This window comes from Nocardia sp. SYP-A9097 (assembly GCF_009649815.1).
In the GTDB taxonomy this organism is placed as follows: domain Bacteria; phylum Actinomycetota; class Actinomycetes; order Mycobacteriales; family Mycobacteriaceae; genus Nocardia.
In genome coordinates, this window is record NZ_WJIC01000057.1 from 1 (window position 1) to 21,780 (window position 21,780).

Genomic DNA, 21,780 nt, shown 5'->3' on the forward strand with positions numbered 1-21,780 from the left:
CGACAAGTTCTTTCACTACTACAACACGCAGCACCGCCACAGCGGGATCGGCCTGCACACACCGGCGTCGGTCCACGACGGCACCGCCACCGAGATCCGGGCCCGCCGCGCGCAGGTCCTCGCCGCCGCCTACGCCACCAACCCGGGCCGATTTCGTGGCACACCGACCCCGCCCGAGCTCCCCGAAACGGCCTGGATCAACCCGCCTCCGAAGGAGAACGCCGACACAGAACAGGCAGCCTGACCTGTCTCATCCGGTTTGACAGATTCCGTTTTTCTCGATGGCTACACATGTGGCCGAGTTGGACGAGGACGACATACGCATCAGAAACGCGCTTCGGCGAGCAGTCGCGGCCGAAGTAAGTTTCAGAAATGATCTTGCGCATGCCGACTGGGAGGTGGGTTGGGTTACGGCAGAAACGAACGAACCAGTCCCAGCCGCAGCACACAAGATTAAGTCGCAAGACGGCGTGCCTCTACTCAGCAACCTCGGTATCGGGACCAATGACATCATTTCCCACATCAACGAGCTTCAAAGAATCAAGCAGATGACGAGAGCCTTCGGAGGCATATGCCGCAAGATGCAACGCAAGGTGCCTGTAAAGGTCGCTTACATGCTGGAGGTCCTACCCGCCGGACCAGCAGGCGGAACCATCGTCAGATTTGCACCCGAATGGGAGGCACTCGCCCGAGCGAAGGATGCCGAGTCCCTTCGGCGGTTGAAGGATCCGACCCGAGAGCAGGAGGAGGCTTCGCAAGCCGAATCCGGCAAGTAGCTGGGAACACCTGGTGCAATCCGCTCGGCCAGGCCGTCGTCAGGCCGTAGTCCGTCGGAAACTCCACGGAACCTGCGAGAACTCACGAGAACATCACACCAGCTCATGACTAGTTTCGAGACCCCAAAGCCCAGGCAGACAAATACGCAGTCAAGATCCTCGACCTCTTCGAAAGATGACGACACGGCTGACGACAATGACGACAACATCGAGACGGTCCGAGCTACCCCCGACATGCATCGATACCTGAGTTCAGCTCCGGCACAAGCGATCTGCCGGTATCTCTCTATCAGCGGGTTCGGGGTTCAAGTCCATTGGAAGGATGCCGAGGGCAGGGACTGGAATCTTGTCGCGCCGCAATGCTACGAGACTAGGGCTGCGGCCGCTACGGTGCCGCGGGCAGTGTCAGTCAACTGGGGCCGAGGGGACTGTCAAATTCGCTGGTAACACACGCCGTCGCAAGTCACGTGGACGCCACAATCGCACTCATGGATCAGGGTGCGGATTTCACCGCCGCTAAGACCTGTCCGGCCCCCAGCCGGGCGCCGTTGGCCGCCTACAATGCCGCCGCGCACCTGCTGCGCCGCAGCGAGGCCGAACCCGCGTTGATCTCTCAGCAGTTCCTGCGGGCTCGCGTAGACCATCGGGACACGCCCGCCGTACTGACCTTCACGGCTGCCGGAATCGAGATCGCCGCCGCGTGAACCCGTTCCGCGGGAACCCAATTCGACACAGCACGTCTAACAGATATGGACCACGAACAGGATTGCGCCCGTCCTCGTCCGCGCTTGACGTTCGCCGATCGGATGTGGGAAGACGAATCGCGGGCCTGGCGGGAGTGGGTGAACGCGCGTCCATCTCGTTCCGGTCGTGTAGAAGCGTTCGGCTGGGCGCCGAACTGACTCCGGTGTGTCGGTGTGTGCGCCTACTCTGGCTGTCAGCGCGGCTGCGGAAGAGGAGGTATCAGCGAAATGCGGAGCCTGGCAGAACGATTCGCTGACAACATCGAACGGTCCAAGAGGATCGATTCGACTACCCGGAGCGGGAAATTCGTGAGATCCGTAGAGAGCTGGACGAACTCAACGACGAACTACGACATACGAGTCTCGAACCGGCACGCCGGCGCGAGCTGACTGAGCTGAGTCGGAGGGCCGAGGCGGTATACGAGCGGCAGCTACACGCGGCCCGGAGCCCCCTCGTGATCGACCGCGCACCGTCGCCATCGCGCTCAGGTGTACCCCGCCAGGGGAATGCGCTGCGTGATGCACATGAGCGGCGCCGGGATTGGGGCATGGAGCGGTAGCGAAACTCCATGGCTCTCTCGACGTATCCGTGGCTCTCTCACGAGCCTGCGAACGCACGATAATGCCGATTTCAGGGCGTCTGCTCCGGAGGCAGACTCGGCAGGCTTTCAGTTCTCCGAGTGTGGTCGTTGCGATCCAGTATCTTGGCGACTCAGTCCGACGCGACAAACCCACGCCGTCGCAGTCGATTTCTGTTCCACGAGCAGCAGCGCCCGCACCCGCAATGAGCCTTTTCAGGCGACACGCCGGGTGATGTTGGGCTGCAACAAAGTACGCGGAGCCCTGTAAGTAGATCTTGCGACCAAAGAAGGATCTGCAAGGAAGGGCTCCGCGCCCGATGCATGTTTCATACACGACTGTCCGGCCTGATTGACCAGGCCCCTGAAGGGATTTCGGATCCGGGTTCAGCCGATCAGGTCGGACCAGCTGCGCGGCCAGAACATGGTTTCCTGACCGAACGGGTCGCTGGTGCCGTAGCGGACGGCCACCAGGGAGGCCCGGCGTTCGTTAGGGGTCTGCATCCTGATGCTGCCGGTGGTGTCCTGGTCGGAGATCCACGCATCGCCCTTGTCAACGATATCCATCCACAGCGCGAATCGGATGCCGTCATCATAGGCGTGACAGCGGCGAATTCCGGCCATGCGCCATGGGCCTCCGCTTTGTTGGGGCGCCACGGAGATGTAGTAGTTCTGACCCTTTCGCTGGGTGGGGAGTTGCCATGAACCGTTGCCCCGCTTCCATTCCAGTGGCACTCCCCCAGGTGGAAACAACCCGGAGGTGTGCGTGAGGTCAGCGGCCGTGAGGGGTCGCTGTGCCTTTGTCATGATCCGGAACTGGAGGATGTCGGACTTGCTGACCGCGGTCTGGGGGCTGAAGTCGCGGTTGTCCCATAATCCGATGGGGTAGAAATCGCTGTTGTGGCTGGGTTTCCAGTACAGAAGGAACGGTTGGTGGCCCAGCAGTGGGGATTTGGAGTTGCCGTTTCCGCGGAAGTGGAGGGGGCCGGTGTAGCTGGAGGGGCTCGTCGGCTCTACTTCGGGTTCCTCGTAGTCCGGGTTCTCCACGTCCTGTGGCGCGATCACCGAAGCGGTGCCGCTGGTGGGTGTTGCGGTCGACTGATCGGGCATCACAGATCCCGCCTCTCTGTTTCGTCGTTCACATCCCGATGGGTGACAATGAGCGTTTCCGAGTAACGGCACATCCGTATCGGTCGCAGTAGGACGCGCCGAGAAGTGTTGGGCTGCATGAGGAAAGCGTGGAGCCGCTGTGTGTAGTCAGCTGAGTCTGTGGTGGATCGGCGCGATCGTCGCAGCCGCCCTGGTTCTGCCAATCGCAACTATAGGTGCGGCCGACAGCCGTCGGTGTTGACTTATCAAAAAAGGGTTCGTGAGCTGCCTGGTTGCGGTGCGTCCGTAGCTCAGCCATCGGTCGGGACCAGGTGCATGATCGGTGATGAGAACGGAAAGCACCAGGAGCGTTCGCGTCCCACCCGATCACCGGCCTTGCCGCTCTCGACCCAAAACAGCTGCCAGGGCGGCGACTGCGACTGCCGTTTAGTGAACGTTGTCGGCGGTCAGAATGAGACGACGCGGAAGGTCGGGCACACCGTACTCGGATTGCAGCTCACCGTGGGCTTTTGGCCAATCGCATGCGCTGGCCGCCGTAGGGCTGTCACGCTTATTTGGGGTGCACCGCCCCGATATGATGTTGCTCCGTTCTGCACAGAATTTCGCCCGATCGACCCAGCGTTCGAGGAGGAGAGTCATGCAGGAACTCGTCAGGTTCGTCGAGGCCAACGAAGGCACCATCTCCCTGGGTTGGGAACCCACAGGCGATTGGAATTGGACTCCTCGCCGCTTCACCGTGAAGGTGTCGTACACCAACCTCCGCAGCAAACCTGTAGGGGCATTCGACTTCACTCTGCATGGGGAGTGTCCGATGCCTGAAGAATTGGCGTTGGCACTCACTGGGAAAAGGTCGAAGACCGGTCCAGTCGACTTCGGGGCGGGTGATGCTCGCCTGTTCGGCGGAGCCCGGGGCGTGGATGCGTTCGCTGGTGGATCTACGCCCAGGCTGTTGGTTTCCAGCATCCCGCCCGGCGGTGGTGTCGAATGCAGTTGGTCTGCTTCCATGATCGGGGGGGATCCGATCCAGTTGACCGTGACCAGCGCTGTCACCAAGACAGGCATCAACACCACCGCTGCTGACCACAACTACCTGGCCGCCGGCCTCCAATCGTCTTTCCAGGCGAAGCATCCGGCCCGGGTGTGAGTCTTGGGCAGCACATGTCGTAGAGCCCCGACACGTCGAGACGCAGGATCCCGACTGAGAAGGGTTGTCGGCGAAACTGGCCAACCCCGCCGAAACGGTGTCGATAAAACGTATCGAAAGGTATGAAGCTGCGACGGTGGCATCCCGCCCGGGCGAACGTCCGCACATGCCGCGACCCGGGCGTTCGAAACCGGCCGCGGGCTCGGCCGACGAGTGCACACACATGCCGAGAAGCGCGAATTCACTTGAACGCGCGCTTCTCTGACCTGTGGGGCCGTTCTGTCGCAAGCCTCTGATCCGTTACTGCGTGATCGAGCGGGCCGCGAGCGCACGCGGACCCGCAGATCGCCGCTCTCGCATGGCGAGTACCCCCACCCGCGACGGCGCCGGTTCTCTCCCGCGCCGAGCGGGCACCCTCGGCTATGGACCGCTTCAGCGGTCATGGACAGCAGCTGTGCCGATCCCACCGCCGATTCGACCCGGTCCCGCAGCGGCCCGTTGGTGATCGAACACAAACCACGCAATTTCAGTTCCACCTCATAGAAGGCCACCGCCACGGTCTGCCACTGGACCCAGACCACGTCGGCGTCCTCCCGAATCCGCGCCAGATTTTTGATCACTGTCCGCACGGTGTCGCGGAACTGTTCACGGTGTGCGGGCTCGCAGGACACCACGCGGTGCTTTCGTCCATCAGGTCCGGCCACTGTCAGTGGGCGCAGCCTGGCCGACAACAACCCACGCAACTGCGGCGACAACGTATCCATCGCGGCCGCCACATCTTTTCCGTCCGGGTCGGCCATCCCGGCCTGATCGAGTTGCTCGGCATCCTTGCGCCGGTAATAGCGTCTGACGCCGCCAATATCGATCTTTCCGGGCCGCAGGAACGAATCCTCCTCGACCTGCACCTCGGGGCATGCGTTTTCGGTGCGTTCATCGGCGCGCCGTAACCCCGCGGTGTATTTCACGCCTTCCTCGGCGGCGATGCGGCGAGCTCGCCGCCGACGACGGGCGCTGCTGTTCTTCGGCATGTTCTCGTCCGGTCCCGGCAGAGGGTGCCCACGCCACCCCTGCCTGCGACGAAAGAAGCATGCGAACAGGGAAATAAGCCAACGCGGGCCCCGGGCAGGACCTTGGCCGTCACTGTCACCGAACCGGCGTGGGCAGGGTGACTCAGGCGAAAAACCTGGAGCGCGTGCGCGTCCTGACACTCCGCGCTCAGCTTATCGCTTCTCAGCGCTTCATAGACGGAAGACGCTGCCCGTCGCGGCTTGTGCGCGCGTCGCCGGTGGAAGCCACCTCCCGCAGGAGGCCCGTATGGTGCAGTAACATCCAGTCTCGGACTGGATCAAGTCACCAACACACGGATGCGACCAGACCGATTACCCAGAAGAGCCTCGCCAGTTCATCGCTATTGCTGGTGGGGCTTTTCACTTTTCGCGCTCGACCGGGCGAGCGCGAGGGTGGTGTCAGCATTGCTGGGTTACTTGATCCAGTAGTGACGGATGCGGTTCCCGTCGTGCCAGGTAGCGGCCGAGTCGAAGCGGCCCCCACCCGATTCGATGATGCGCCGTGAGCCGATATTGGTTTCCTCGCAACTGATCAGGATGTCCCCGATGCCTATCCGCCGGGCAATCTGTACCGATTCGCGCAGGATCTGGGTCCCGTACCCGCGGCGCCGATATGCGAGCAGCACCGCGTAGCCGATGTGGCCGCCGCGCTGGCGCAAGTGATCGTTGAGGGTATGGCGAATCGCGGCGCGCCCGACGATCTCGTCCCCGATGGTGGCCACGAGGAACGTCGCGGGCACGATACCGACCGGCAGATTGACTCCGTGGCGGTAGTCATCCAGTGCGGCAAGATATTCCGGCCACGACATCGCCGGTGTGAGTCCGAGCGCGAAGTCGAAGCCGTCGATGCGGGCGATCTCCTCGTGCGCGGCACGAACAACCTGTTCGTCGGATGCCCGCAACGGACGCAGCCGCACGGCTTCGGTCGGCGGTTCGGATGATCCGATCGTCACGGACATTCGTGGACCTTATGCGCTCCGTCGACCCGATTTTCGGCCTATCGCCTATCGCCTATCGCCCATCGCAACGATGCGGTAAATCGGCCCCGAGACAGCATCGAAGCGCTCGAACCTCCACTGCAACAACGAGTGCGTGAGATCTATCGACGGTCGGCCGGTCTCGCTGTTAACGTGCGGGCATGACGGAGTCCGGCTATGTGCCGCACCTGTATCCGATCTCGGTCAAGGGCGTGGTTGTGCGCGACGGCCGTGTGCTTTTGTTGAAAAACGAACGCGGCGAATGGGAGTTACCCGGCGGGCGCATCGAGCCAGGGGAGACGCCCGAGGAATGCCTCGCCCGGGAGATCGCCGAAGAGACACAGTGGCCGGTCACCATCGGCGCCATCCTCGACTCGGGGATGAACTCCATCCGCGAGGCCGAGCGGACCGTACTCATCGTGACCTACGGCTGTTATCCGGACACCGCCGCCGAACCAGTGCTGTCGCACGAGCACAAGGAGATCGGCCTGTTCCGCGAGGACAAGATCGCCCGCCTCACCATGCCCGACGGCTACAAGCGCTCGATCACGACCTGGTTCTCGCGGCTGCGCGCCGCCGAGGTCGTCTGATCGAGGCCGGATGGCGGCCGAAGACCATCACCGAACACTGACGGCATGGCTAGCATGCCGACCATGCTGATATTCGCGATCGAAGCCGGCGAGATGATCGAATCGATTGAGAGGCAAGCGAACTCCGCTGGCATCGCGCATGGTGCAATCGTGTCCCTGATCGGCGGCGTCGATGAGTTCACGGTCTCGACCATGCCCGCCGGCGACCCGACCAGGGACATCGTTTCGACCTATCGATTGCCGGGAGAAATGCACGGCTCCGGAGAAATCCGCGACGGCAAGGTTCATGTGCACGCCACCTTCGCGATCCAGGGTGACCGCGCCGTGGCCAGTCATGTGCACTCGGCAAGGATCGAAACCTGGTTCGCCCGCGCGTGTGTGCTGCCGATGGCTGGGGAGTAGATCGGCCATGAGCCACCGAAGTAGGTTGTGCCACTTCGTCATCGACGTCACCGACCTCGACCACGCGACTTCATTCTGGAGCGGCGTCCTTGACGCAACCGAGGAAACGGTGAACCCACAGAGCCGACACGTCTACCGGCGCTTGCGCTTGCCCGACTCCGAGATACGGATATTGCTGCAGGCGACGACGGACCGAAAGTTGTCGAAGGAGCGGATGCATCTCGACATCGAGACCGACGACGTCGAGGCCGAGGTCTGCCGTCTGGAGGCGCTCGGGGCCGTACGGTGCGATCATCAGCGCGAACGTGGCTACGACTTCTGGGTGCTGCGTGATCCATGGGGCAATGAATTCTGTGTGCTGCAAACCGAATTCCCTGATCTGCTGGCCCGGCGGCCCGCGTGGGATAACGGTCGAACCGCAAGGACTCGGCTCGATCGGTAACCAGAAGCTTGGCAGGGTTCGTGGTGACAGTTCGACCCGTATCTGCCTTGCGTCGATGTGGCCAACCACGACGAACCTTTGCTGTTGGTCAGAACCTGGATTCCCGCTTGATCGCGCGTGCGGACAGTTCGGCGGTGGTATCTGTTGTGAGTGAGGCGATTCGAGAAGATTGATATCGGGTATGAGCTGACCGCGAGCATCACATCGGGAATCGCCCCGGTGCCCGTGGTCCACGTCAACGCGCTTGGAACAGAGCAAGACCAATGGGACCAGGTCGTGCCAAGGCTTTATCTACATACCACCGTCACCTATGACCGTCCAGGCATCGGTGAGAGTGATCCGCTGCCACCGTATCTGGTCGATCAGCCACGCACGTTCGGTGCGTTGGCCGATGAACTGCGCAGCCTGCTCGACAAGCTTGCGATCGACTCGCCGCATGTGGTCGTCGGTCATTCGGTCGGTGCCCTGATCGCGATGATGTACGCCGCCCGTTACGGCACACACACGGCCGGGTTGGTGCTCGTGGATTGCACCACCTTGGACTATCTGACGGGCACCGGCTGGCCGAAATACGAAGGGGGCAACGACAATCCCGGATCGTCGATGCTGGATATCCCGGGATCGATCATCGAACTCGATACTGCGATATGGCCATCCGTTCCCGCTGCGGTCCTGACGAGCGCACCGGGACGATGGACACGTCTCACGGCCGCCGATGCAGCCGAATACGCGCCGCTCACACTCGAACAGCTCGATCAGAAATGGCAGGACGGACAGCGGCTGCTGGCCGAGAAGTTGGATGCACTGTTCGTGGTCGCAGACTGGGCCGGCCACCACGTCGCCGCAGACCAACCCGAGTTGGTCGCGGCCTGCGTGAGCGCGGTGATTACGGCCGCGCGCGGCGATAGCCCCGTCACTATTCCTCCCGCCCAATTGCGGTATGCGGGCGGATCATGCTCAGTACCTCGGCTTGATCGCCGATCATCGGAGCCTGCGCAGGAGCAATAGCCAGCAGCCATGGTTTCGATGGACGGCGTGCACGGAATGCCGGATCGTGGGGCGGATGCACGGATGCGCGAACACCGATTCCCGCAGTCGGCTGAATGACTTCCCGCACGTAAGGGCGTTGGGAGGCAATCAGCCGAGGTCGGGTCGTGGTGCGGGCGAGTGCGTCGAGGCGTCGATGGCGGTCAATGCGAGCCGCAGTCGTCCGGCGAGCTGGACCGCGTCGTGTTGAGTCCACGGGATCGTCCCGTTTTCTGCGTTCAGAGCATGCAATTGCTGTTCTCTATACGGCACGCCTGCGGGCAGGGGTGCGATATGGCAGTGAACGTGCGAATTGCCTTGTTGACTACCGAGACTCAGCAGATATGTGCGCTCACTGGGAACCACTGCTTCGACCGCGCGCGCCATACGGTAGACCATTGTCATCAGCCGCAGGTAGGCGTCCTGGGTCAGGTCGCGGACTACGTGCTCACGGTGGAGTTTCGGTGCGACGAGGATGTATCCGGGCAATGTCGGGTATCGGCTGAGGAATGCGAAGTTCTCCCCGTCATCGGTGATGATCTGTTCGAGGTCCGAATCATGCGTGCCTGCCACGAGTGCGCAGATGAAGCAGGGTTTCGTCTGCACACGCCGAACATAGCCGTCGAAATCGAACGGAATCCGGTCCACGGATCGATTCTGCCCCCACGGGGCGGTACACCTCGGCGGTATGAACGCGCCGCCATGTTTCGGCACGCGGAGTGCTGGTCAACGGTGGCCTACCGTGCTGGTCTGTGCCGCTGTCGTCGCTGATGCTGCTTCGCCACCGACCCATTCTGGCGATCTGGGCCGCGCAGCTGCTCTCGCAGACGGGAGACAGGTTCTTCGCCCTGGCGATCATGTGGGTCGCCTTGCAACGGTCGGGTCCGGTGGCCATGGGCGCGGTCGCGATCGCCGAGTCGATCCCCTTCATCGTGATGGGCGCAGTCGGGCACCGATTGCTGAGGCGCTGTGCATCATTCGGTGTGCTCGCGGGTATCGATGCGGTGCGCGCACTACTGGTCGCCGGGCTGCCGTGGGTGTGGGCGACAGGCGGGATGCCCACGATGCTGGGGGTGGTCTTGGTGCTGGGGGTCTTCGGCGCCGTCTTCGATCCTGCTCTCGGTGCGCTGGTTCCCGATCTCGTGAATCCACACAAGTACCTGGAAGCGGTTGCCCTGATGGATCTCACCAGCCGGATCGCCCGCATCGCCGGGCCCGGTCTCGCCGGCGTGCTGTTAATGGCGGCACCGATCACGAGGCTGTTCACGATCGACGCAGCGACCTTCGCGGTATCAGCTGCGACGCTCGTTGTGCTTGTGCGGATGACGACGGGGTCTGGCGCCCGGTGGACGCGTGCCTCGTCCGCGACGCAGTCGACGGAGTATGTGCGAGCCAGGAGCCTGCTGCGTGAATATCCTTACCTGTCAACGGTATTCGCGGTGCAGACTGTGGGGTTCTTCCTCATGGCGCTACCCGCGATCGGGCTCCCGCTGTTGCTGGCCCGGCAGCTGGATGCCGGCCCGGCGGCCTATGGATGGCTGCTCACCGCGTGCGGAGTCGCTTCCGTCGCCGGAAGCCTCGCTGCCTCGCACGCTGTAGGTGGGGTGTTCCCGGTCCGTTTCTGCATGGCTTGGGTCGTGATCGGTGTTTTGCAGGTGGCTATCGGCTCGGTCGGCACCGTGCTCTGGGTGTCGGTGTTCGCGACGATGGCCGGATTCGTCAACGCGATCATCGGCATCGCGATGGGCACCCATCTGGTCTCGTTCGAACCCCCGCAGCGGCTGCGACTGCTCGCGGTGAACTACATGGTGATGCGTGGGGCAGGGACGGCAGGGATGGTTGTCGTCCCAGCGCTGATCGCGTCAACGGCGGCGCGGGGTTTCGTGGTGGGCGGGACGGTACTGATCCTCAGCGCCGCCGCCGGTGCACTCCTCGCCGCGAGCAAAATGGTTGCTGGGAAAGATCATTGAGTGCACGCGGGTATTTTCGATCCTGTGATGATCGTGGACTACGACCCATCCTGGCCCGCCCATGCGGACCGACTGTTGCAGCTCGTCCGGGCAGCCCTTCTTCCACTGGATGATGCCGGTGCGTTCGGCTATGAGCACATCGGCTCGACCGCGGTGCCAGGCCTGGCCGCCAAACCGATTGTCGACCTGCAAGTGTGCATGCCCACCCTGCCGTCCATCGAGGAGATCGCAGACCTGCTGGCACCGATAGGGTTTGAGCCCGCGCTAGGCGCGCGGGCCGACTCACCAGGGGTGTATCGCGACACCCCGCGCCCGCACCACACCGGCCGCGCCGAGTTGTTCGACAAGCGGCTGTTCCATTCCCCAGAACAGGCCGCCATTTTGCATGTTCGCCGAACAGACTCCCCGTTCGCCGAATTCGTTCTCCTGGTTCGTGACTGGCTTCGTGCACATCCCGCCGAAGCGCATCGCTACGCCGCACTCAAGCGTGCACTCGCCGCGCACCACGCGACAGATCCCGACTACGACGACTACACCCGCGCGAAGTCCGTGTTCTTCAACGAGATTGAGCCGCGCATGCGCAGCTGGGCGCACAGCCGAACGCTATCGACGAACAGTGACCATATCGACTAAGAGCCGGGTGGAATCGGTTGTCTGGTAGGGCATTCGGACCAACCTTGAACACTGGAAGTGAGGAGCATGCAATGGGGATCGATCTCGCTCGAGCGGCATTGTGCTTGGTGGATGTGCAGAACGGTTTCATCACGCCCGACTCGGCACCGGTGGTGCCCAAGATCGTGCAGATAGCCGAGCAATGGGTACAGACCGGGCAACCGATCATTCTTACCCGCTTCCGCAATCACCCCGACAGCCCCTACGAGCGCCTGATCGGATGGCGCGAACTTCACAACTCGCCGGCGATCGACCTGGTTGACGAGCTGAGCCGGTTCACCCATCACCCGACAGCGGTCGTGGTCGACAAGTTCTTCTACACCGCCCTCACCAGCGAGGTTGTTGCGGTGCTCCAGCAGCATGAGGTCACCGATATCGTCATCGCGGGCATCGCCACCGATGCGTGTGTGCTGAAGTCATCATTGGATGCCTTCGAGATGGGGTATACGCCGTGGATCGTAAGAGATGCTGTGCGCTCCAGCACGACCCGACACAATGCCCGCGAAATACACGACAGCGCTTTACTTTTGCTGGGCCGTCTTGTCGGGGACGGTCAGCTGATCGAGTCCCAAGTTGTGCTGGAGGCACTGACTACACGCACATAGGCGCGCTGGCAGGTGTACATGGGGATATTCGATATCACGCCCGAGGTGCGACATGTTCACTGGCGAACCCGTTCGGGTCCCCTTGTTCGAGGTGTCATTAGCGCTGGATGGACATCCGCCTGTCCGGTGACTCCGCCGCACTGCTGGTCGTCACTCAAAACGAGCGTCATCGGAGACTGCCGGGTCGTCCATCCGTTGATGCCACCGTCGCCATGTCATGAAAGGCCCGAATTCCCTCGTCCAGCAAGGGGTCGCGACGTACGCCGGTGGCCCGCGAAGGAAGGCGGTCGGTGGGCGACCCGTCGGCAGGGGCCGATTCGGCGACCTGGGTAGCGACCATGCCGCGATTACAGGCGTGTGCCCGAGCGCAGGTCATTGGTGAGGGAAGGGTGGTCCGGCCCAATCAAGAAAGTTTGGAATAACTTGGAGTTCATTGGATAGTTGAGGTACGGTGCTGTGCGTGGCCGAGTCCTTGGAGGAGCTTCAGCGGCGCATCGACGATCTGCGGACCGAGGTGCAGCGCGTTGTGCGTGCGGGTGATCCCGTCCGTCTTCGTGCATTGAGAGCCGACCTGCGGCGCGCGGATAACGCGTATTACGCAGCGCTGGATGCCTTGTCTGTGTCCGAGGACGAGCCCGAACCGTCCGGTCATCCGGGAACGCTGCTGCCTGTGCGTGATCAGGTCCATCAAGCGCTGACACTGTTGAGTGTTCCGTCGGCACCGAAAATGATCGTGGCAGTGCAGGATGCGTTCTTCGCAGGGGAGCTGTCTGCGTCGCAGCTGGCCAGCTTGCGGCGAGACGAAGAACGCTCGTTTCGTTCCTCGCCTCACGCGCGACCGTTCTACTTGTGTAGCGCGCTGAGCGCCGATCGGCTGGTCGCTTCCCGTGGTCTTGTGTCCGTGTCGACATGGACATTGAGCCGCCGGGTCGTCGGCCCGCTCAGCCCGCGCGTGGATTTTCTTACCGCAGGAATTCAAGTGGCGGAACGGATCACGCGCATGCCGGCCCCCACACTGCCAGTGCTGCGGCTGCTGTGGCGGTTCGCGACCAGCATCCCTGATGCAGGCGAATCCTTCGACGCCATCGACGCAGCGACTGTCGCGAACGCCGCGCGCTCGGAGTTAGAGATCCACCAGGAAACCGACCACACCGAGCGCGAGTCGGCCGCATCGCGGGCACGACTACAACTCGATGAGGCGGAGCAGCTGTTCGGCTCGGCTCTGAAGGTTGTTTCTCGCTCGACAGCTCCACACTGATCGGTTATCGATCACACTTCCCCTTATCCCTCGCTTGCTTCCGTTGTGAAGGAAGATCACTTGAACGACACCGACTTTCGTCTGGATGTCATTCGCGGCACCGCCGCGCCGAAGAAGTTCAACGCGCGCGCCGTAGCCGCGCTAGCCAGCAACCCCGGTTGCGCACGGCGAGCGGTTCTGGACGCGGCCGCGATCGACAAACAAGCCTTGGCACAACACCTCGGATACCCACCGAGATTCGGTCTATCGCAGTTCGCCATCGCCCGCGGTATCGCATTCGAGAACTTCGTCAAGGACCACGGGTGCGCGGAGATACTTAGACTGCTACGCGATCGCCTCGGCCTGCCCATGCCCCAGGTGTCCTACGACGACCTCAACAGAGTGGCCGGTCACGAAACCATACAAACCCGTTACCTTCGTTCGCGCCAGTTGCTGGCCCAAGCCGCGCGAAGTGGGGACGATTCAGGAACGTTCTTCGATCACCCGGTACTGCAGATGAGGATCGCGGGTCAGCAGGTCTACCTGGAGCCGGATCTTGTTGCGTTCCAACTGCGTAACCAGTTCCATGTGGTGGAGATCAAATCGTTCCCGATCATCGACGGCAGAGCCGATCCGGCCAAGATGTCCGCGGCCGCGACGCAATCGGCGGTATATGTGCTGGCGTTGCGGCAGTTGCTCGCCGAGGTCGGCGCCAATCCGGCGATGGTGTCCGATGAGGTATTCGTAGTGTGCCCGCAGGACTTCTCGAACCGGCCGACCGCCGCGCGTGTCGATGTGCGCAAGCAGCTCTCGGTCCTGCGCCGCCAGCTCGCCAGGATCGAACAGATCGGCTCGCTGGTTGCTGCTTTGCCGCCAGGGTTGACCCTGGATCTGCGGATCGATGCCACGGAAGTGGCGCGGCGCCCGGTCGGCGAGCTACTCGAGGCGTTGAGTGCAATCGAGGCACGGTATGCACCGGAGTGCCTGGCCACCTGTGAAATGAGCTTCCTGTGTCGCGCCCAGGCCCGCGGATCGACTGCCGCTCTGGGGCGTTCGGTTCGAGAGGACCTCGGCGGGATTGAAACAGTGTCTGCAGCACTAAGTTTGGCGTGCGGTGATCGCGACCCCGACGAGCATGAGTACGAGGTCGCCGAGATGCTGCGACTGGCGCACACGCTGCGCGAGCAATGCCTGGGCGGTGTGGCATGAGCACGTTGACCGCCTTGGCACGGGCGGCCGCGCTCGACCGCGGCCGCGCACAACCGATTGCGACCGTTCGCCATAGTCATATCGCCGAGCAGCCCATGGTGTGTATTCCACTCACCATGGCCGGAGAAGCGAACGCCCCGTTGGCATTCATGGCCGGTACGGAGCGCGAGTCCCCGCGACTGTGGGTTGTCCCGCAGCCCCGCGCCCGCGATCTGCGCCTGGAATTCGCCGGCAGCCTCGCTCTGACACTGCACCGCTATATCGGCACGTACATCGGCGCCAGCCCGGCCGTCACAGGGTCACACCTGGGCAGCGCACCGCAATTGTGGGTACCCAATCATCGGGGAATCGACTTTCTCCGGTTATTGGGCCGCTCCACACGGTTTCGGTCCACGACCGGCCCGCACGCGGTCGGCGTTGCTGTGCCTCGGTTGGGGATGTGGCTCACCTACTTTGCCGAGCAGGCCGAACGTGCAGGGTCCTCGCTGCTTCTGGCCGCGACCGATGTTATCGGACAGCACTGGGCGAGTGGGCAGAGCGCAGTGGAAGACGAGAATCTGGCGGCCTTGATGGCGTGGATCGACCCGGCACCCGGTTCCACCGCTGCGCGGGGTGCCCTCGAGGCCGAGGATCCGCTGCTGTGGCCCCCGGCAGGCCCGACGACCGACCCTGGCTTCGATCGGGAAGTGTTGGCGCCGTGTATTGCCGAGTACGACCGCGCGGGGACGGTGCGGGCCCGGCGCCGCGCGCTGTCGCGCATCGAATCGGCGTTGCGAGGCCAGCTCGACCCGACTTGGCAGATGATGTGGCAGGCGATCGATCAGCTCCGGGAATTGCGGCCCGGAGCGCACGTTGCGCAGCGCTGGGCTCGCGACGTGGATGCGTTCGGAAGGTTCAACACCTATATGGCCGAGGGGGGAGTGCCCCAGCCCAAGCGAGACAGCCCGGTGGCAGCGGCGGTTCGGCTCAACGAACTCGAGCGCTGTCGAGCCGAATACGATGCGCAGCGCGCGTTCGACGACCCCCTCGTAATGGCCGAGTTCCGGCTCATCGGAGAGGCGTTCGCGGGAACTGTCACCTCGATCGCGACCGATCGGCGGATCGGTGCCGGCCGTCACGCCGTGCTGCGGCCTCTGGCCACCGTGGTGACGAGTGATCCGGTCAGGTTTGCCCCGGGCGACGGACCGCTCACCGATCCCGCACGCCCACAGCAGAAAGCGACGGTCATCTCGGTCGAAGACCTCCCGGACGGTGTGCAGATCACCCTCGAACTCGCCAGCGGGATGGGCCGCGCCGACATCGCACCCGAGGGCAGCGTGCCCACCAGCGGCCAGCCGGTGTGCTACGGCACGCTGAACGCCACCTACCAGCCGCGTGGCAGTTTCCCCTCGCGCCAAGACACACCATGGACACACGGCGGCTCCACCGAACCACCTACCTGGTCTGTGAACGACGCCGACGAGGAGTGGTCATGATGAGCGAGGTCGCCACCACGGCGGAGACGGTGATCTCCCGGGTTCTGGCCGATTTCACCGGCGGTACCGGACGTGGTGTCGTAGTGGACTCTCCGCCCGGAGCGGGCAAGTCGACGTTGGTAGTGCGCGCCGCCATACAGATCGCTCGCGCGGGCGAGCCGATCATGGTCGTCGCCCAGACCAACGACCAAGTCGATGACCTGGTCGACCGCATGGCCCGTGAAGCACCCGGCCTGCGCATCGGCCGTCTGAGCGGCGGCAAATACGTCCCCAGCACTCGGATCGCGCACCCGAATGTGACTGTGGCCGAAAAGGTCTCGGGGCTCGGTGAGGTGGATATAGTGGTCGGCACCGCAGCCAAATGGGTGTTCGTCAGCGAAGGGCCATGGCCCTGGGCGATCGTCGATGAGGCGTACCAAATGCGGTCGGACATGCTGCTGCGCGTCGCGCCCCGCTTCGACCGGGCACTGATGGTCGGGGACCCGGGCCAGCTCGACCCGTTCTCCACGATCGATATCAACCGGTGGACCGGGCTGGCGTGGGATCCAATGCAGAGCGCGGTAGCAGCGCTGCTGGCCAACAACCCTGACATCCGCCCGCACCAGTTGCCAGTGTCCTGGAGGCTTCCCGCCTCGGCGGCACCTCCGGTCTCCGCGGCGTTCTACCCGTACACCGGATTCCGCGCCGCCACCACCACCGAACAACGGCAGCTGACCTACCAGACCCGCGGCTTCGGCGGCCCGATCGATGACACCCTCGAAGAGGCCGCCCGTACCGGATGGGCACTGCACGAGCTCCCTGCCGGGCACACGATCCGCACCGATACCCAAGCTGTGCAGGCGATCACCGACATCGCCGCGCGCCTGCTTCAACGCGGCACGGTAGCTCGATCCGAACGCGCCCCGGACGGTGTAGTGGTCACCCAGGAGCGCATCGCCGTCGGCGCGGCCCACCGCGACCAGGTCGCCGCTCTCCGGAAATCCTTGCACGCGCGCGGTATCGACCGGATCCGCGTCGATACCGCCAATGGGCTCCAAGGCAGCGAATACGACATCGTCCTTGTGCTGCATCCACTGTCTGGTCGCCGGGACGCCACCGCGTTCCATCTCGAGTCCGGGCGACTATGTGTGCTGACCTCCCGGCACCGGCACGCCTGCATCGTGGTCGCCCGCGCCGGGATTCAAGGACTTCTGGACGCACACCCACCCGGTGAACCTCTCCACATCGGCGTACCGGCCAAGTTCCCCGACGGATGGGAAGCCAACCACGCCATGCTCACTCACCTGCACGCCCACCGCGTCCGCGGCGCGTAGCCCACCGCTCCCACTCCCCGCACGCAGTTCGATCGCTCTTGACGGCAAGAAAGCCCGTCGACCATCCCCGGAAGAGACCTGATGAGAGTTCTGCATACCTCCGACTGGCATCTCGGTCGTGTCCTGCACAAAGAGCCCCGCGCACAGGACCACGACGAGGTGCTCGAGGAAATCATCACCATCGCCCGCACCGACAAACCGCACCTGATCGTGCACTCCGGTGACCTATTCGATCACGCCACCCCGTCCCACCCAGACCAGAAAAAAGCCCTGCTGGTCCTGCAAGAACTCGAGGCCGTCGCCCCGGTGGTGGTGCTTCGCGGCAACCACGATTCGGCGTCTCTGTTCCGGGTTTTCGCCACCGCGGCCGGACCACGCAGCCGCATCCATTACATCGACAGCCCGCGTGACCCGAAGAATGGGGGCGTACTACGGTTCCCCGGCCCAGACGACACAGTCCTGCGTCTGGCCGTGCTGCCCTTCGTACACGCCAACCGGCACCTGGACATGCTCGGTGACCCCGACCGGTGGCGATCGGCGTACGCCGATCGTATCGGTGCGATGGAACGCGCGCTCGCCGACGAACTCCTGCGTGATTTCGATCCTCGCCGCGACATCGCCATGTTCACCGCTCACCTGCACCTCAACGGCGCCAACCTGTCCAGCGAACGCAAAGCCCACATCGCGGACTACTACGCCACCGACATCGCACAGATTCCCGCAGTGTCCTACGCCGCATTCGGACATATCCACAAACCTCAACCACTGCCGGGCAAGGTCACCGGCCACTACGCCGGATCGCCCATACAGCTCGACTTCGGCGAACTCGGCGAAACCAAGAGCGTGGTCCTGGTCGACGTCGAGCCGGGCCGCCCAGCCGAGATCACCCTGCGGGAATTGTCCGGGGGCCGGCGCCTGCGCTGCTTCCACGGCACCCTCGACGAACTTCGCACCGAAGCCGCCGCCATCGGCCGCGACCTGTGTCAAGTCACCATCCGCACCCCCGCCCCCGATTCCACACTCTCCGAACAGGTGCGAGCGATCATCCCCGACGCGACGGTGCTCCAGGTGATACCTGATTGTCCCGGACAGACGTTGCCAATCGTCACCCCTGACGACGGCGTCGCGGGTATCGAACCTGACATGCCCGAGTTGTTCGATAGATATTTGGCCAGCGACGGTACCAAAGATGTTCTCGCGGAACCGGTCAGCCGGATGTTTGCTGACATCTGGTCCTGCCTTGAGGACGAACGCCCCTTCCTTGTACCCGAGGAAGACACCCTGACCCAGCCGATCGACGCAGACCTGCGCCGGCCGACGGAGGAGAACCTCTGATGCGACCACTCACGCTGACGATCAAAGGTCTGCGCTCCTACCGAGAAGCACAGCACATCGACTTCCGGGACATCGGCCTGATGGCGATCATCGGCGCCACCGGGGCAGGGAAATCCTCGATCCTGGAAGGCATCTGCTTCGCTCTCTACGGCCGCCCCACCTGGACCGAGGAATCCGCCAAACCCTTGATCGCCGACGGCGGCGACGGAACCGCCACCGCGATACTCACTTTCCTGGCCAAAGGCAAGACATGGCAGGTGACACGAACCACTTCGCGCAAACGGCCTGCCAACCACGAACTGCGGTGCCTGGACGACGACCACTTCGAAACCCTGGACTCCAGCACCGACATCAAAGCCAAGATCGAACAGCTCGTAGGACTGACCTACAAAGCCTTCCTCAAAGCGGTCATCCTCCCACAAGGCAGATTTCAGGCGCTGCTGCATGCCAGCGACTCCGAACGCCCCGCGATCCTGGAAGCTGTTCTCGGGCTCGAGCAGATCACTGAGGTCCGTAAACAAGCCGCCGCCAAACAACGGCGCCTTGAGCCACACTTGTATCAGCTTGAGCGGCAACGTATCCAGCTCACCCCCGACCCGGGCGCGGTCATCGACACCACCACGCGAGAGCTGGCCACGCTCGACGTACGGATCACTGGATTGACCTCGGCCAAAAAGACCTACACCGACGCGAAGAACACGTACACCGAGACCACAGAAGCTGCTGCTCTTCTTCGCAAGACCGCGCACGAGCTCGAACAACGAATACGCGAGGATTTCGCACCCCGCTATGAGCAACTGCTGAAGCGACACGCCACGCTCACCCCCGAACTCTCCTCGGCCGAAGCATCATTGGACGCGGTCACCGTCGAGGAAGAACGGGTTATCGCTCTCCTCGCCCGCGCCGACGATGACGGCACGGGTATCGAGAGCACTCTGACGTTGCTGAAAGATCTGCGATCAGTGCAACGCCAACTCCCGACCATTGAGGAAGAAGAACGAGACCTTGCCGACCAAAGCAGGGACATCACCACCGACCTGACTCACCTCGAACACCGCCTCGGCGCGCATGTCAACGTCATCGAAAGGGCCGATCGAGCCGAAAAACAAGAGGCCGGAATCGAATCCGAAGTAGACGTCGCCTCTGAGACCCTGGACCAATACCGGTCGCTGCTGCGCGAGGCACGGCGCACCGCAACTGCCACTGCCACCGCCACCGATTCCGAAAACACAGCTCGCCGAGCAGTCCAGGAGGCGACCAGAGCACTCGTCGACGCGAAACACGCAGCAGCGCAGGCATGTGAGCAGGCCGAGGCCGCCAAGACTGCCCTCGACGCCGCTAACCGTGCCGACGCCGCCGCCCACGCGGCCGAGCACCGCGGCGCCGGCGACCCGTGCCCAGTGTGTACCCGCGCCTTGCCCAACGACTTTCAGCCCCCGCGCACACCCGATATCACCGAGGCCAAACGCCTCTTGAACAACGCAACACGCCGCGAAACCGTCACCGCGCAGAAATTGGTAGCCACCGAACGGCAGCACGCCGCCGCCGAGTCAACACTCACCGCCGCGACCGAAGCGAACACCTGTACCAGATTGGAATACACAGCTGCGGTTGAATCCCTGACCGCAACTGTCGGTTCCGTCGACCTCGAACAATCCGACGACGCCCTACTCGCCAAGCCTCGCCACGCTCTCGACACGGCCAAGACAGCCCACAAAGTCGCAGGCACAGCCGCCAAGAAGGCACGTGAAGACAACATCAAGGACAAAGCTGAGATCGACACCCTAAACAAAGCGGTCGAGGGACGCCAGAAAGTGTTGACGAAAGCCCTTGCCGCACTGGATCGCCGGAAGTCCGCCGCGCTGACAACCTACAGCGCCACACCAGCGCGGTATCGCACCAGCGGGCACGCCAGCCAGGAATCGATCGACTACGCGATCGAGCAGGTTCAGTTTCGCAAGAAGGAACTCGACCAGCTCGCCAAGGAACTGAAAACCGCACAGGCACAGGCAAAACAACGCCGGACGGCACTGAAGGTCGTGACCGACAGCCTCAGCGCCGAAGTCTCCACACCGGCTGAACGGATTGCAGCCCAAATCGGCGTGCTTGCCGACCGCGCAGCATCCACAAGCCCACCTGTCACTGCGGTTCCGATCCCAGCACGCCCCGAGCCCACATCCCTTGTCGCCGATGCGCACTGGGCGCGCCAGGTCATCGCCGCCGCCGAGCTGATAGCCCGGAACTGCCACGCGGCGGCGACAATCCGGGACCAAGCCGCCATACACGCGAACGCAGCGATGTCCAGCACCTTGGACACCGCGCAGGTGTCCAGTACGGAGGACCTCGACGATGAACTTGGCAAGGCAAGGGCGCGGCGGATTCAGGCCATATCTGATCAGGACAAAGCACAAGCCGACAAGCCACGTGCGGACGAGATCGATCGGCGCATCGCGCTGCTCACCCCACAACTGGCTGTGCTGGCCGAACTGCACTCGCTGCTGTCCGAGGGCCGATTCATGGCGGCTGTCCTCAAACGCAGGCAAAGCGTCCTGCTTGACCGGGCGTCCAAAATCCTGCTGGACATGACCAAGGAAACACTCACCTTCCATCACGACTTCAGCATTTTCGACTGCCAGACCGTCCAACCGCGCTCGGCCAAGACGCTGTCGGGCGGGGAGACATTTCTCGCCAGCCTCGCGCTCGCGCTCGGTCTCATCGAACTCACCTCCAGCGGAGGCGGACGAATCGAATCGCTGTTCCTGGACGAAGGATTCGGCACCCTGGACCCCCACACCCTCGACGAAGCCATGGATGCCCTCACAAAGCAAGCCGACGCAGGCCGCCTGGTTGCCGTCATCACTCACATGGAGAACGTTGCCGAATACTTCGACAACATCCTCATCGTCAACAAGCCCGACAGCGGAAGCCGCGCCCACTGGGCATCAGAACCAGAACGCGAACAAATGATCGACGGCGACGAACCCCTATCTGCCAGACTCGCCCGAGACATGGTGACCATGTAGTTCTCTGAAGATATGGGCGAGATCGGATGTTCTGAACGTGACCCTGAGTGTCACCGACCTGGCCACCGGCGATGATGGTGCCGTGG

20 protein-coding genes and 1 pseudogene are annotated in these 21,780 nt (G+C 63.3%); 18 read left to right on the forward strand and 3 right to left on the reverse strand.

What is annotated here, in order from left to right; all coding sequences use genetic code 11:
* From GFY24_RS41490 to GFY24_RS40140, 3 genes and pseudogenes are all read left to right on the forward strand, one after another.
* Positions 1 to 244, forward strand: a pseudogene (locus GFY24_RS41490) (IS3 family transposase); the annotation flags it as partial.
* Between the two features lie 37 nt (positions 245 to 281).
* A complete protein-coding gene (locus GFY24_RS40135) occupies positions 282 to 776 on the forward strand; it encodes a hypothetical protein (protein ID WP_153810350.1) in 495 nt (164 codons plus the stop codon).
* A 488-nt stretch (positions 777 to 1,264) separates the two neighbouring features.
* Positions 1,265 to 1,480, forward strand: a complete 216-nt coding sequence (locus GFY24_RS40140; protein WP_153810351.1) for a hypothetical protein — start codon at positions 1,265 to 1,267, stop codon at positions 1,478 to 1,480.
* 1,004 nt (positions 1,481 to 2,484) lie between these two features.
* Here the strand turns inward: GFY24_RS40140 and GFY24_RS40145 are convergent.
* Positions 2,485 to 3,207, reverse strand: coding sequence for a hypothetical protein (locus GFY24_RS40145; RefSeq protein WP_153810352.1), 723 nt, complete (start codon positions 3,205 to 3,207; stop codon positions 2,485 to 2,487).
* Between the two features lie 637 nt (positions 3,208 to 3,844).
* Here GFY24_RS40145 and GFY24_RS40150 point away from each other — a divergent pair.
* Positions 3,845 to 4,351: a hypothetical protein gene (locus tag GFY24_RS40150; protein WP_153810353.1), complete on the forward strand. Its 507-nt coding sequence runs from the start codon at positions 3,845 to 3,847 to the stop codon at positions 4,349 to 4,351.
* Between the two features lie 422 nt (positions 4,352 to 4,773).
* Positions 4,774 to 5,298, forward strand: coding sequence for a hypothetical protein (locus GFY24_RS40155; RefSeq protein WP_153810354.1), 525 nt, complete (start codon positions 4,774 to 4,776; stop codon positions 5,296 to 5,298).
* A gap of 533 nt (positions 5,299 to 5,831) precedes the next feature.
* On the opposite strand, the gene GFY24_RS40160 is transcribed toward GFY24_RS40155, so the two are convergent.
* Entirely contained in the window at positions 5,832 to 6,335 is a 504-nt protein-coding gene (locus tag GFY24_RS40160; RefSeq protein ID WP_309231907.1) for a GNAT family N-acetyltransferase, read from the reverse strand.
* A 221-nt stretch (positions 6,336 to 6,556) separates the two neighbouring features.
* Between GFY24_RS40160 and GFY24_RS40165 the strand changes: the two genes are divergently transcribed.
* From GFY24_RS40165 to GFY24_RS40180, 4 genes are all read left to right on the forward strand, one after another.
* A complete protein-coding gene (locus tag GFY24_RS40165) occupies positions 6,557 to 6,985 on the forward strand; it encodes an NUDIX domain-containing protein (RefSeq protein ID WP_153810356.1) in 429 nt (142 codons plus the stop codon).
* 63 nt (positions 6,986 to 7,048) lie between these two features.
* Positions 7,049 to 7,387: a PCC domain-containing protein gene (locus GFY24_RS42790; protein WP_228567140.1), complete on the forward strand. Its 339-nt coding sequence runs from the start codon at positions 7,049 to 7,051 to the stop codon at positions 7,385 to 7,387.
* A 7-nt stretch (positions 7,388 to 7,394) separates the two neighbouring features.
* On the forward strand, positions 7,395 to 7,829 hold the full coding sequence (locus tag GFY24_RS40175; RefSeq protein ID WP_194853215.1) for a VOC family protein: 435 nt from the start codon (positions 7,395 to 7,397) through the stop codon (positions 7,827 to 7,829).
* 150 nt (positions 7,830 to 7,979) lie between these two features.
* Positions 7,980 to 8,837: an alpha/beta fold hydrolase gene (locus GFY24_RS40180; protein ID WP_153810358.1), complete on the forward strand. Its 858-nt coding sequence runs from the start codon at positions 7,980 to 7,982 to the stop codon at positions 8,835 to 8,837.
* A gap of 129 nt (positions 8,838 to 8,966) precedes the next feature.
* On the opposite strand, the gene GFY24_RS40185 is transcribed toward GFY24_RS40180, so the two are convergent.
* Positions 8,967 to 9,503 carry an HIT domain-containing protein gene (locus tag GFY24_RS40185; protein ID WP_309231908.1) on the reverse strand — a complete coding sequence of 179 codons (537 nt, stop codon included), beginning with the start codon at positions 9,501 to 9,503 and terminating at the stop codon, positions 8,967 to 8,969.
* A gap of 104 nt (positions 9,504 to 9,607) precedes the next feature.
* On the opposite strand from GFY24_RS40185, the gene GFY24_RS40190 reads away from it, so the two are divergent.
* The 9 genes from GFY24_RS40190 to GFY24_RS40230 all read left to right on the forward strand — a co-directional run bounded on the left by GFY24_RS40190 (position 9,608) and on the right by GFY24_RS40230 (position 21,694).
* Complete coding sequence (locus tag GFY24_RS40190; RefSeq protein WP_153810359.1) at positions 9,608 to 10,825, forward strand: MFS transporter; 1,218 nt, start codon at positions 9,608 to 9,610, stop codon at positions 10,823 to 10,825.
* A 27-nt stretch (positions 10,826 to 10,852) separates the two neighbouring features.
* Positions 10,853 to 11,458 carry a GrpB family protein gene (locus GFY24_RS40195; protein ID WP_153810360.1) on the forward strand — a complete coding sequence of 202 codons (606 nt, stop codon included), beginning with the start codon at positions 10,853 to 10,855 and terminating at the stop codon, positions 11,456 to 11,458.
* Between the two features lie 71 nt (positions 11,459 to 11,529).
* Positions 11,530 to 12,102 (forward strand): cysteine hydrolase family protein, encoded by a 573-nt coding sequence (locus GFY24_RS40200; RefSeq protein WP_153810361.1) that lies wholly within the window; start codon positions 11,530 to 11,532, stop codon positions 12,100 to 12,102.
* Positions 12,103 to 12,562: 460 nt separating this feature from the next.
* Positions 12,563 to 13,360, forward strand: coding sequence for a hypothetical protein (locus tag GFY24_RS40205; protein ID WP_309231909.1), 798 nt, complete (start codon positions 12,563 to 12,565; stop codon positions 13,358 to 13,360).
* A 60-nt stretch (positions 13,361 to 13,420) separates the two neighbouring features.
* Entirely contained in the window at positions 13,421 to 14,548 is a 1,128-nt protein-coding gene (locus GFY24_RS40210; RefSeq protein WP_153810362.1) for a hypothetical protein, read from the forward strand.
* Positions 14,545 to 16,023: a hypothetical protein gene (locus GFY24_RS40215; RefSeq protein ID WP_153810363.1), complete on the forward strand. Its 1,479-nt coding sequence runs from the start codon at positions 14,545 to 14,547 to the stop codon at positions 16,021 to 16,023. The genes GFY24_RS40210 and GFY24_RS40215 overlap by 4 nt, the downstream gene beginning before the upstream one ends.
* Positions 16,020 to 17,336: an AAA domain-containing protein gene (locus tag GFY24_RS40220; protein WP_228567141.1), complete on the forward strand. Its 1,317-nt coding sequence runs from the start codon at positions 16,020 to 16,022 to the stop codon at positions 17,334 to 17,336. Before GFY24_RS40215 ends, GFY24_RS40220 begins: the two co-directional genes overlap by 4 nt.
* 81 nt (positions 17,337 to 17,417) lie before the next feature.
* On the forward strand, positions 17,418 to 18,671 hold the full coding sequence (locus GFY24_RS40225) for an exonuclease SbcCD subunit D (RefSeq protein WP_153810364.1): 1,254 nt from the start codon (positions 17,418 to 17,420) through the stop codon (positions 18,669 to 18,671).
* The gene (locus GFY24_RS40230) at positions 18,671 to 21,694 is read left to right on the forward strand and encodes an AAA family ATPase (RefSeq protein ID WP_153810365.1); all 3,024 of its coding nucleotides are present in this window, start codon (positions 18,671 to 18,673) and stop codon (positions 21,692 to 21,694) included. The genes GFY24_RS40225 and GFY24_RS40230 overlap by 1 nt, the downstream gene beginning before the upstream one ends.
* Positions 21,695 to 21,780 lie beyond the last annotated feature (86 nt).

Bases quoted from the DNA above. Each gene is read 5' to 3' on its own strand.
- GFY24_RS40225 (WP_153810364.1), top strand. From the start codon at position 17,418: ATGAGAGTTCTGCATACCTCCGACTGGCATCTCGGTCGTGTCCTGCAC.
- GFY24_RS40200 (WP_153810361.1), top strand. From the start codon at position 11,530: ATGGGGATCGATCTCGCTCGAGCGGCATTGTGCTTGGTGGATGTGCAG.
- GFY24_RS40145 (WP_153810352.1), bottom strand. From the start codon at position 3,207: ATGCCCGATCAGTCGACCGCAACACCCACCAGCGGCACCGCTTCGGTG.
- GFY24_RS40230 (WP_153810365.1), top strand. From the start codon at position 18,671: ATGCGACCACTCACGCTGACGATCAAAGGTCTGCGCTCCTACCGAGAA.
- GFY24_RS40215 (WP_153810363.1), top strand. From the start codon at position 14,545: ATGAGCACGTTGACCGCCTTGGCACGGGCGGCCGCGCTCGACCGCGGC.
- GFY24_RS40150 (WP_153810353.1), top strand. From the start codon at position 3,845: ATGCAGGAACTCGTCAGGTTCGTCGAGGCCAACGAAGGCACCATCTCC.
- GFY24_RS40155 (WP_153810354.1), top strand. From the start codon at position 4,774: ATGGACCGCTTCAGCGGTCATGGACAGCAGCTGTGCCGATCCCACCGC.
- GFY24_RS40195 (WP_153810360.1), top strand. From the start codon at position 10,853: ATGATCGTGGACTACGACCCATCCTGGCCCGCCCATGCGGACCGACTG.
- GFY24_RS40165 (WP_153810356.1), top strand. From the start codon at position 6,557: ATGACGGAGTCCGGCTATGTGCCGCACCTGTATCCGATCTCGGTCAAG.
- GFY24_RS40220 (WP_228567141.1), top strand. From the start codon at position 16,020: ATGATGAGCGAGGTCGCCACCACGGCGGAGACGGTGATCTCCCGGGTT.
- GFY24_RS40140 (WP_153810351.1), top strand. From the start codon at position 1,265: ATGGATCAGGGTGCGGATTTCACCGCCGCTAAGACCTGTCCGGCCCCC.
- GFY24_RS40175 (WP_194853215.1), top strand. From the start codon at position 7,395: ATGAGCCACCGAAGTAGGTTGTGCCACTTCGTCATCGACGTCACCGAC.
- GFY24_RS42790 (WP_228567140.1), top strand. From the start codon at position 7,049: ATGCTGATATTCGCGATCGAAGCCGGCGAGATGATCGAATCGATTGAG.
- GFY24_RS40135 (WP_153810350.1), top strand. From the start codon at position 282: ATGGCTACACATGTGGCCGAGTTGGACGAGGACGACATACGCATCAGA.